The organism is Methylomonas rivi, from assembly GCF_024505165.1.
GTDB classification, from domain to species: domain Bacteria; phylum Pseudomonadota; class Gammaproteobacteria; order Methylococcales; family Methylomonadaceae; genus Methylomonas; species Methylomonas rivi.
This window is the reverse complement of record NZ_JANIBK010000143.1, coordinates 1-9,961: the sequence shown is the minus strand read 5'-3', so window position 1 is coordinate 9,961 and position 9,961 is coordinate 1. Positions and strand designations below refer to the sequence as shown.

11 protein-coding genes are annotated in these 9,961 nt (G+C 50.8%); 7 read left to right on the top strand and 4 right to left on the bottom strand.

All coding sequences use genetic code 11. The annotated features are described in order from the left end of the window. Positions 1-78: 78 nt before the first annotated feature. Complete coding sequence (galE, locus tag NP596_RS17645) at positions 79-1,125, top strand: UDP-glucose 4-epimerase GalE (protein ID WP_256616712.1); 1,047 nt, start codon at positions 79-81, stop codon at positions 1,123-1,125. Between the two features lie 131 nt (positions 1,126-1,256). Here galE and NP596_RS17640 read toward each other — a convergent pair whose 3' ends face one another. Next, entirely contained in the window at positions 1,257-1,613 is a 357-nt protein-coding gene (locus NP596_RS17640; protein WP_256616711.1) for a bacteriophage T4 gp5 trimerization domain-containing protein, read from the bottom strand. 325 nt (positions 1,614-1,938) lie between these two features. On the opposite strand from NP596_RS17640, the gene NP596_RS17635 reads away from it, so the two are divergent. Together NP596_RS17635 and NP596_RS17630 are read left to right on the top strand one after the other, a co-directional pair. After that, positions 1,939-2,202 carry an RNA recognition motif domain-containing protein gene (locus tag NP596_RS17635; protein WP_256616710.1) on the top strand — a complete coding sequence of 88 codons (264 nt, stop codon included), beginning with the start codon at positions 1,939-1,941 and terminating at the stop codon, positions 2,200-2,202. Beyond that, positions 2,195-2,428: a VF530 family protein gene (locus NP596_RS17630; RefSeq protein ID WP_256616709.1), complete on the top strand. Its 234-nt coding sequence runs from the start codon at positions 2,195-2,197 to the stop codon at positions 2,426-2,428. Before NP596_RS17635 ends, NP596_RS17630 begins: the two co-directional genes overlap by 8 nt. A gap of 340 nt (positions 2,429-2,768) precedes the next feature. Here NP596_RS17630 and NP596_RS17625 read toward each other — a convergent pair whose 3' ends face one another. After that, on the bottom strand, positions 2,769-3,617 hold the full coding sequence (locus NP596_RS17625) for a helix-hairpin-helix domain-containing protein (protein WP_256616708.1): 849 nt from the start codon (positions 3,615-3,617) through the stop codon (positions 2,769-2,771). Between the two features lie 40 nt (positions 3,618-3,657). Next, complete coding sequence (locus tag NP596_RS17620; protein ID WP_256616707.1) at positions 3,658-4,275, bottom strand: phosphoribosyltransferase; 618 nt, start codon at positions 4,273-4,275, stop codon at positions 3,658-3,660. 175 nt (positions 4,276-4,450) lie between these two features. On the opposite strand from NP596_RS17620, the gene NP596_RS17615 reads away from it, so the two are divergent. Further along, positions 4,451-5,056: an isochorismatase family protein gene (locus NP596_RS17615; protein ID WP_256616706.1), complete on the top strand. Its 606-nt coding sequence runs from the start codon at positions 4,451-4,453 to the stop codon at positions 5,054-5,056. Then, a complete protein-coding gene (locus NP596_RS17610; RefSeq protein WP_256616705.1) occupies positions 5,053-6,390 on the top strand; it encodes a nicotinate phosphoribosyltransferase in 1,338 nt (445 codons plus the stop codon). The genes NP596_RS17615 and NP596_RS17610 overlap by 4 nt, the downstream gene beginning before the upstream one ends. Positions 6,391-6,581: 191 nt before the next feature. On the opposite strand, the gene NP596_RS17605 is transcribed toward NP596_RS17610, so the two are convergent. Next, positions 6,582-6,752 carry a hypothetical protein gene (locus tag NP596_RS17605; protein WP_256616704.1) on the bottom strand — a complete coding sequence of 57 codons (171 nt, stop codon included), beginning with the start codon at positions 6,750-6,752 and terminating at the stop codon, positions 6,582-6,584. A gap of 168 nt (positions 6,753-6,920) precedes the next feature. Here NP596_RS17605 and NP596_RS17600 point away from each other — a divergent pair, with 168 nt between their 5' ends. Beyond that, positions 6,921-7,253 carry a hypothetical protein gene (locus NP596_RS17600; RefSeq protein WP_256616703.1) on the top strand — a complete coding sequence of 111 codons (333 nt, stop codon included), beginning with the start codon at positions 6,921-6,923 and terminating at the stop codon, positions 7,251-7,253. Positions 7,254-7,300: 47 nt separating this feature from the next. Further along, positions 7,301-9,532, top strand: coding sequence for an EAL domain-containing protein (locus tag NP596_RS17595; RefSeq protein WP_256616702.1), 2,232 nt, complete (start codon positions 7,301-7,303; stop codon positions 9,530-9,532). The last annotated feature ends 429 nt before the right edge of the window (positions 9,533-9,961 follow it).

Below are 9,961 nucleotides of genomic sequence, written 5' to 3'. Positions count from 1 at the left end.
CATCCGGCGACTGCGCGGCGGCATTTGCCGGCGAGCCGGGGCTGGACATTCTTGAACGCTAAACCATGGAATTAAATCATGACACACACTATTCTGGTCACCGGCGGTGCCGGTTACATCGGTAGCCATACCTGCGTCGAGCTGATTGACAACGGTTTCGATGTCGTCATCGTCGATAACCTCAGCAATAGCAAACTCGAATCCATCCGCAGAATAGAGAAAATCACCGGCCGCTCCATTCCGTTCTATCAAGCCGATATCCGCGATGCCGCGGCGCTCAGCCGCATCTTCCAAAACCATACCCTTGATGCAGTCATTCACTTTGCCGGGCTGAAAGCCGTCGGCGAATCCTGCCAACAACCGCTGAGTTATTACCAAAACAACATCGCCGGCACCTTGGTTTTACTGGAAACCATGGCCGAAAACGGCGTGAAAAGCCTGGTATTCAGTTCGTCCGCCACCGTCTACGGCGACCCGCACACGGTGCCGATTACCGAGCAATTTCCGTTACAAACCACCAACCCCTACGGCCGCACCAAATTATTCATCGAAGAAATCCTCCGCGACGCCAGCGCGGCGGACGCGTTTAACCAAACGCAACAACATTGGAAAATCGCCATCCTGCGCTACTTCAACCCGATCGGTGCTCATCATAGTGGACTGATAGGCGAAGACCCTAACGGCGTACCGAACAACCTAATGCCTTATTTGTCGCAAGTCGCCATCGGCAAACTGCCGATGTTATCGGTGTTCGGCAACGACTATGCAACACACGACGGCACCGGCGTGCGCGATTACATCCACGTGGTCGATTTGGCCCAAGGCCATATCAAGGCCTTGCAGTATCTGATGAAACAAAACGATGACACCGCTGTCTGCGAGGCTTTCAACCTCGGCACCGGCAACGGCTACAGCGTGTTGGACATGATTAACACCTTCGGCCGAGTCACAGGGCAGTCCGTGGCTTACCAAATCGCCCCCAGACGCCCCGGCGATGTCGCCGCCTGTTTTGCCGACCCTGGTCTGGCGCTAGAAAAATTAGGCTGGCGGGCGGAGCGGGATCTGCAACAAATGATGACCGATGTCTGGCGCTGGCAAAACGATAATCCCGACGGTTATGGTTAGATCTGATAAACATATTCTATAAAAACTCACCGAACGCATCGGTACGAGTAAATGCTATTTCAGCTTTAGCCAACAATGCGGAAGAGAATATACCGCGGCACAATATTTATACTGAAAATGCCGCGGCGCCATTAATTTTGCAGGATTTTACTCCCCTTCAAAACCAAGTCCTTACTGGATTTAACGTCGATACCGCCGCTAGCCTGTATGGTAATATCGCGCCCGGAAATGATAATGGTGCCATCCTTTTTCATCACCAGCTTTGAATTACCCACCACCAGTTCTATCGAATCGCCGGCCTGAACTTTCAGGTTTTTACCTACGGTTAACGTGCAATCCTTACCAATCGATAAAGTTTGATTAGAATTGACCCTGAGCGTGGCGTTGCGTCCTACCGAGACATTGCGCTCCGAACCCACCGCAAGACTGTCATTGCCGCCCACGGTTTCGGAGCGATTATTGGGAAAATTATTAATCACGTCAGCCATACCGCTCTCCAGGTAACAAAGTTATGCGTAAACACGCCCGTTTTGCCACGGCGCAACGCGATGGCAGTCTAGTTTGATTAATAAAGCGCTGTCAATCGCGGTAACAGCGAATCGAACAACGCGGCAATAGCACGATACGGCGAGACTTAGGACAAAAAACCGCACGCGGCAAGGCCTCACGGGCGGAATTGTAGATACCGACAGCCGGCAAACACACAAAGAACCGCCGGCACTATCGGAGCGAACCGGTCCTGATAAAACAATCGTAAAAAATCCGCCGCATCCTGTAGCATAGCGACAATTTAAGTCAGCAAAAATCGCCCGCATGAAACTATTGATACGCAACCTATCCCGCACCACCACCGAAACGGAACTCCGCGCCCTGTTTGCCGAACACGGCGCGGTACAATCCTGCTCGCTGGTAATCGACAAGGAAACCGGGGCCTCCAAAGGCTTCGGCTTTGTCGAAATGCCCAAGCCGGGCGAAGCCAAGGCGGCAATTAAACTGCTCAACGGCCTGGACATAGCCGGCAGCAAGATACGCGTCAAGAAGGCGGAAGCAAAACCCGGCGGCGGTGCGGATGACTAAATCCAGCCAACAAGATCCCTTGCATGGACTTACGCTACAAGTGCTGCTCACCCGACTGGTGGAGCGATACGGCTGGGAGGAATTGGCCCAGCATATTCCTATCAACTGTTTTTCCAACGATCCCAGCATCGCCTCCAGCCTGAAATTCCTGCGCAAAACCCCATGGGCCAGGCAAAAAGTCGAAGCCCTTTATCTACAAACTCAGTGGCCTGCGGAAGATAATTAGACCGCCTGCACCATTACCGAAAACTTGGCAAACGGAGCGCCCCTTATGCCAAGGCTTTGTTGATTAGTAAGCGATTTCAGCTAATTCAAAAGGCATGTTCCGTAAACCGTCTTTTCGGCAGGGATTGCCGAAATCCAAACTGCATGGATAGCTCGAAGCTTGCCATTCCCCCGTTCGAGCCTGGGGGGAGGCTCTGCGATGCATGCCGGGCTTTTTGGTTTAACTTAGGAGCAGGCGCATTGGCTTGCGTATTTAGCCGGTTGGCAATGCGAAACCGCAAGTGTCGTAAATGGTTGAATCTCTATAACAACATCAAATCAGGTCGGTCTTATATCCCACGTTACGAGTAGTATTCCAAGCATTCCTTTTCGCGGCCACGGACGACCCGTTTGCCGGTAGCAGCACCTCGCGTTTCGGTAACAACGGTATGTTGCCCCTCGTGATGCAGGTCGTCGTGAAATGAAATGATGACCCAGTCTTTTACGCGCTCCAGTTGATGGGCGCGCGCGGTATTGGAATATAAGGCGGTAAAATGCCAGCCTTTTTTAGTCGCATGCATAATGGGCAGCCAGGCTTCGCCGTTCGGATTGAAACGCTTGGGCGCGATGGTCGGCAAATCGCCCGCTTGGGCTTTTTTACGGTACTGTCCGTCTATTTTCAACAACAGCGCCACCGGCGGTTCCGCAATGGTTTGTTGCGGTTCCGGCTCCGAGCGGGTACGGCGGTAACCCAACACATGGGCGAGCCAGGATTGCACCAGTGCGATTTTTTTCGCGCTAAAACCAGGAACGGTTTTTAAGCGGCCGTTATGCGCCGCCAGCTCCAGCGCTTCCAGGGTATCGATATGCAGCGTTTCGATGATCCGGTGCGCCGACCTCGGGCCGATGCCCGGAATTTGTTCGAATAAGGCGATCGGATCGTGCCCGGTCCGTAAGCTTTCCAAACGACTCATGCGGCCGGTCAGGACAAATTCGTTAATCGATCTGGCGATACCTTCGCCTATGCCGGGAAGCTCCAGCAATGCCGGAAACCCCTCGCGCCGCAGCAATTCCTCGATCGGTTCGGCCGCGGTTTCCAGCGTTTTTGCCGCATTTAAATAGGCATTAACCCGAAACGGGTTGGCTTTCTGCTCATCCAGCAAAGCGGCTATTTCCCGCAGTTTCGACGCAATTTCCTTATTTGTAGCCATGATGCCCCCAAAGACCTGTGGAATAGCGGCGCGTTTTCCGCTACGGTTTTTCCGACCCCTGTAGCAGCATCAGCGCATCTTCAATCTGAAGAAGGCTTACGTCAATGCCATGGCGCTGTTTGATTAACCGCTGCAACAGCGCCGAGTCGAAATTCGCCGGCTGCATGTTCGCGATCATGCCGGATAAATCCTCATTCACCGCCCAAGGGTAGATAAGCCAGCGCCATTCGCCGACCGTTTCGGCATAAAAGTCGGGAACGAACCTGGAAACGGTTTTAAGGTGCAAGGCCGCCGTGCGCATTTCGTTCGCCGTTCCGCATTGCCGGATGTGTTCGACGCCAACCGCAAAGGTATCGCCGCTATCGCAGACGTCATCCAACAGCAGAACATTGCGCCCGGCAATATCGGCGTTTAACGGATATTTGACCAAGGTTTCCTGTTGTTTGAAAGCGCCCTGGTAATGCTCGATTTTGAAACAGGTCAGATCCGGAATGCCGAGCATATCGGACAACAACCGTCCCGGTATATAACCGCCCCGCGCTATGGCGACGATGACATCGATACGGAAATCCGCCGTGCGCAATTGCCGGGCCAGCCGTCGGCATAAGCTATAAACGTCATCCCAGGTAATTAACGTGGCAGGCAATTCTTGTTGCATCTGATAACCTCGGGAGGATTAGGTAACGGTGTTCGGAAACGACAGCTGTCTTTATACGCTCGAAAATGTTAATAACGCTTGTTCGGCAATCACATTCTTCCGAATAGATGCCGCTTCATTATATGGCCCATCGTCAGGTTAAGAAAATGAATCAATCGGGGCTCGGGAACATTACATGAATAACAAGAAAAACACTGTCAATAAAATTGAGTTGGGCATGGGCGACGCCTTGTTGGTAATCGATATACAACGCGATTTTTTGCCGGGCGGCCATTTGGCGGTAGCGGACGGCGATCAAGTGATACCGGTCATGAATGAGTACATCGACTGCTTTATCCGCCGGCAATTGCCGGTATTTGCCACGCGCGACTGGCACCCAAAAAATCATTATTCCTTTATTCGGCAGGGCGGCATTTGGCCCGAACATTGTGTAGCCGGTTCCAATGGCGCTGAATTCGCCGATAACCTGTATCTTCCAGCGGAGGTGTGCATTATCTCCAAAGGGGAAAAAGCGGACACAGACGGTTATTCGGGGTTTAGCAACCCGGCATTGAAGCAACAACTGGAAGCGCTGAATGTCTCGCGCTTGTTCATCGGCGGTTTGGCCACGGATTATTGTGTGCTCAATACCGTATGCGATGCCCTGGACCTTAACTATCGGGTGTTTTTGCTCACGGATGCCATGCGCGCGGTTAACAGGCATGAGCGAGATGGCGAGCGGGCCGTCAAAAAAATGCTGCTAAAGGGTGCGATACCCATTTCGTTCGAGATGATTAAATGACTGAAAATAGCGCATTACTGACCGACCTGTATCAATTGACGATGCTGCAGGGCTATTACGAGCAAGGCATGGAAGAGACCGCCGTGTTCGAGTTTTTTGTACGCAAACTGCCGGAAAACCGCAATTATCTGGTCGCCGCCGGTCTGGAACAGGTGTTGCTCTATCTGCAACAATTGCGCTTTACTCCCGCCGAAATGGCATGGCTGGCCGATAGCGGCCGCTTCAAACCGGCTATGCTGGATCGGCTGAGTGGATTAACCTTTACCGGCGATGTGCACGCCATGCCCGAAGGCACGCTGTTTTTCCCCAACGAACCTATCTTGCGCATCACCGCACCGCTTCCCGAAGCGCAACTGGTGGAAAGCCGAGTAATCAACCTGTTGCATTTTCAGACCTTGATTGCCTCCAAGGCCGCGCGTTCGGTACTTGTCGCGCCGGATAAACTGCTGGTGGATTTCGGCATGCGCCGGGCGCACGGCAGCGAAGCCGCGTTGTTGGCGGCTAGGGCAAGTTATCTGGCGGGTTTCGCCGGTTCGGCGACGGTGGCTGCCGGAATGCAGTTCGGCATTCCCATTTTCGGCACCATGGCGCATTCCTTTGTACAAACGCACGTTAGCGAAAGCCGGGCCTTTATCGATTTCGCCAAGGCCAATCCTGATAACGTCGTGTTATTGATAGACACCTACGACACCGAAGCCGCCGCGCAAAAAGTAGTCGACTTGGCGGCTACCTTGCATGCGCAAGGCATAAAAATCAAGGGCGTTCGCCTGGACAGCGGGGATTTGGCCGATCATGCCCGCAAAGTCAGAGCCATTCTCGACCGCGGCGGGCTTGGCGAAACCACCATTTTTGCCAGCGGCAATATCGATGAATTTAAACTGGCGGAATTGACGGCCCAACACGCCCCGATCGACGGCTTCGGTATCGGCACGCACATGGATACCTCGGCGGATGCGCCCTATCTCGACTGCGCGTATAAATTGCAGGAATATGCCGGAATTGCCCGGCGCAAGCGCTCGGAAGGCAAAGCCACCTGGCCCGGACGTAAACAAGTTTATCGCAGATACGACGATAACGGCCTCCTATGCGGCGATACCGTCACCCTGGAAGGCACACCCTGTGCCGGCCAAACGCTACTGCAATTAACGATGAAGGACGGCAAGATTTTTGACCGGCAGCCTACGTTGACCGAAGCTAGAGACCACGCGCTACGGCAATTGAACAGCTTGCCCGCGCCCTTGCGGCAACCGGCAAAAGCCCCGCCATACCCCGTGAACATTTCCGCCGAACTTCATGCGCTGGCGAAAATTGTCGATCAACGAGATACGGCTTGAAAGCGAAGGCCGAAATATCGGCTTGGGTGACGAGTCTGGATTTAGCGATGGCGACACTATCATCGCTGCCAACCGGCTCTAACCGTGCCGTAACATCAACATAAAGCCACTCGCCACACCTGTAGCACGTCTGATAACCTAGCAAGTTGCCGAAGTTTGCGAGGAAACAACCTCACAATGCTGCATTTAGGTTATGTGTCTTTCGCGCAAAAAATTCCGAGCAAAATGAGTTGAAAGAGAAAAACCGGCCCCTTGTGGTCAATCGATCCATCTAATCCAATGACGGCAATTTGATCTTTACCGGCCCATTTGAGTAGCCTGGATGAAGCGAAGCGCAATCCGGGATTTTCGATAGCCTTCATTCCCCGGATTCCATTTCATTCCATCCGGGCTACGCTGGCTTCTTTTTTGCATTTTGGTTAAAACCACTCATACTTACAATGTAAGTGACAATAAACCGAACTGTTAGCCCAAACGCGATTTCTACATTCTTTAGCAGAGATAAATCATCTACCCCCATTTCAGGTTTTATGACAATCGAGAGAAAAACACACATCAGTGCACAAGTCGCCGAATATGCAATACCGCCATTAAAAGATATGTTGGTATTGGGGAAACAGGCCCCCATAGGTTGCATAGCCATGCGCAGGGCGATAGAACTGTTGGTCACGGCCACTTATGAACATATTGAAATCGAGGATGATGTGATTTCGGATATTTTAATCCGGCAGCGCTTATTGCAGCGCGTATCCAGGGACAAGTTGATTGATTTCGTTTTGACGCATGTAAAACCGTTGATGGGAATCGACGAGGTGATGCACGCCGAAATCGATGTCAAGGTGTTTCTGTCTGAAGGTCGCTAATGGATAGGCTGGTTGTCCGCGACTGTTTTCTGTCTCGGGTCAGTTGTGTGCTGGAAGAAGATCGGCCTGGCGATGTATCAGGCCAGTCGGTATATGCGGTATTCAAAGAATCGGTGGAAACCGGTATTTTTTGCGGACTGGCTACTGAGCGCGACATCGTTCAGCACCCTAACTGGATTTTCGCCGATCTAACGGAACACAGGGAATGCGTAAGCGTTCCTCCGAATGCTAGCGTGACTCGGGCGCTGAAAATCATGGATCAATTTGGCTTGGGCGCTTTGCCGGTGCTTGAGCAGAAGCAATTTTTAGGCGTCGTCACTAAACATAGCATTCTAAATATGCTGTTACAACGCGAACGCACCTTACGAAAAAAAGCTCGCATATTAAATAAGATGTTGGCTGATGAACATGAGCAGATTGTTTCCTGGTCGGCGAAATTAGCCAAATTACACGAAGCCTCGCGTAGCTTGCTGACGGTATTGGCGCATACGTCTATTCAAAATGATCTGTTGCAAATGGGCATTGAATCTCTTTCAGAGTTATTGGAAGCCCGCTATGGTGCCATTGGCATCTTGGATGAATCGGGCGGCCTTCAGCATTTCGTTTTTACCGGTATTGACGCCGAGCAAGCGGAGCGTATCGGGTCATTTCCGCAAGGAAAAGGGCTTTTAGGCCTAGTCATACAAGATAACGTTTCGCTCAGGCTGGATGACATGAGCACGCATCCGCAAAGCGCCGGTTTTCCGCCGCACCACCCGCCCATGAAAACCCTGTTGGCGGTGCCCATTGCTCGTCATGACCGTGTGTATGGGCGTATCTATTTAAGCGATAAGGAGAACGGTGAGCCTTTCGGCAAGCCGGACGAAGACTTGGCCTTAAGTTTTGCACATTCGCTATCGCTGGTATTGGACAATGCTCGTGAAATCGAAGAAGTTAAACAAGCTCGTCAATCCCTGGACTATATGGCGCATTTTGATCATTTGACTGGGCTCCCTAATAGGACTTTACTGAAAGATAGAGTTGATCAGGCGATTTATCATGCGCATCGGAATCAATGCATGATTGGCGTGCTCTTTCTTGATTTGGATAATTTCAAGGTAGTTAACGATACCATCGGTCACACTTGCGGCGATGCGTTGTTGAAAAGTGTTTCGCAGCGGATATCGGATTGTTTGCGCGAGGGAGATACCGCCGTTCGCCTAGGTGGCGATGAATTCATCGTGTTGCTCCCCGATCTTTCCGATACCCAGGATGCCGCCAAGGTGGCCGACAAAATATTGGAATTATTAAAGTCCCCCTTTTTGATTGAACGGCATGAAGTTTATGCCAGTGCCAGTATCGGTATCAGCATATATCCTCACAATGCCAAAAACATGGAAGGGCTTTTATCTACTGCCGATGGGGCCATGTATTACGCCAAAAAATTGGGGAAAAACAATTACCAATTCTTTACGCCGGAAATGAACAATTCGGCGCAAAAGTATTTAAAACTTGAAAAGCATTTGCGGCGAGCCTTGGAGCAGGATGAATTCGTGCTGCATTATCAGCCTCAGGTCGATGCTAAAACCGGGATGATCATCGGAATGGAGGCTTTGATACGGTGGATGAGTCCTGAATTAGGTATGGTTAGTCCGGCGGATTTTATTCCGCTGGCAGAAGACACCGGTTTAATTGTGCCCATTGGGGCCTGGGTATTGAAAATGGCTTGTTCACAAGCACGGTTTTGGCAACAAAACGGCTTCCCCGTCCGGGTTGCGGTTAATTTATCGAGTCGCCAATTTCATCAAGTACAAAATCAACAACAAAGCCGGCATCCGCTTTTAGACGCTGTTCTGAATGCACTGGATGAAGCGGATTTACCGCCGGAGTTACTCGAGTTGGAAATTACCGAAGGCATATTAATGCAGCAACTTGATGCAACAATGGACATCCTGAATACCTTGAAAAATATAGGTGTTCGTTTGTCGATTGATGATTTTGGCACTGGCTATTCTTCGCTTAGTTATCTTAAACGTTTTCCCATCGATATCCTTAAAATCGACAAATCATTCGTCAACGACATCACAACCGACCCTAGTGATAAGGCGATTGTTGCCGCTATTACAGCAATGGCTCAACAACTAAAGCTCGAAGTGGTTGCTGAAGGCGTAGAAACTCTGGCGCAACTGGAGTTTTTGCGCGAATTACAATGTAACTTCGTGCAAGGTTATTACTTCAGCAAGCCGGTATCATCGGATAAGGTGATGTCTGTTCACCAGCAAGGGATATTTGCTATTTGAAAACAACCTTGAATTGAAACAAAATCACGTTGAGCGAGTGCTTGTTTGGTGACAGGGGCTTGCACCTCTGCTGAACTAAAGGACTGGTGACCACTTAAAAACCGGCATTCGCAATTCGAATTAATAGCTACCCGAATGTCTCAAAGTGGCCGAGGCTGTGTAAAAACGCAAAAATGAAATGCAAAAATAAAATGTTGCTCCACTTAACTGGCTATTTCCAAGATTTGTGAAATCACATTTTCCACATAGCCGTAAAAGGGTAGGGATAAATCGATTGATTTTTCCACCGCCTTTTAATTTTTTACGTTTTTACACATCCTAGGCCGAACCCTATCTGCCATTGCACTATCAAATTAAAGCCGGGATTCGAAAGTTGCGGTTCATCTTCGCCAAGCAGAGACGATTTTGCCGGGAATCGAACCGGGATAG

Coding starts and splice junctions, on each gene's coding strand:
- NP596_RS17610 (WP_256616705.1), top strand. CDS start 5,053: ATGACTGAAAATAGCGCATTACTGACCGACCTGTATCAATTGACGATG.
- NP596_RS17600 (WP_256616703.1), top strand. CDS start 6,921: ATGACAATCGAGAGAAAAACACACATCAGTGCACAAGTCGCCGAATAT.
- NP596_RS17635 (WP_256616710.1), top strand. CDS start 1,939: ATGAAACTATTGATACGCAACCTATCCCGCACCACCACCGAAACGGAA.
- NP596_RS17630 (WP_256616709.1), top strand. CDS start 2,195: ATGACTAAATCCAGCCAACAAGATCCCTTGCATGGACTTACGCTACAA.
- NP596_RS17620 (WP_256616707.1), bottom strand. CDS start 4,275: ATGCAACAAGAATTGCCTGCCACGTTAATTACCTGGGATGACGTTTAT.
- NP596_RS17605 (WP_256616704.1), bottom strand. CDS start 6,752: ATGAAGGCTATCGAAAATCCCGGATTGCGCTTCGCTTCATCCAGGCTA.
- galE (WP_256616712.1), top strand. CDS start 79: ATGACACACACTATTCTGGTCACCGGCGGTGCCGGTTACATCGGTAGC.
- NP596_RS17615 (WP_256616706.1), top strand. CDS start 4,451: ATGAATAACAAGAAAAACACTGTCAATAAAATTGAGTTGGGCATGGGC.
- NP596_RS17640 (WP_256616711.1), bottom strand. CDS start 1,613: ATGGCTGACGTGATTAATAATTTTCCCAATAATCGCTCCGAAACCGTG.
- NP596_RS17625 (WP_256616708.1), bottom strand. CDS start 3,617: ATGGCTACAAATAAGGAAATTGCGTCGAAACTGCGGGAAATAGCCGCT.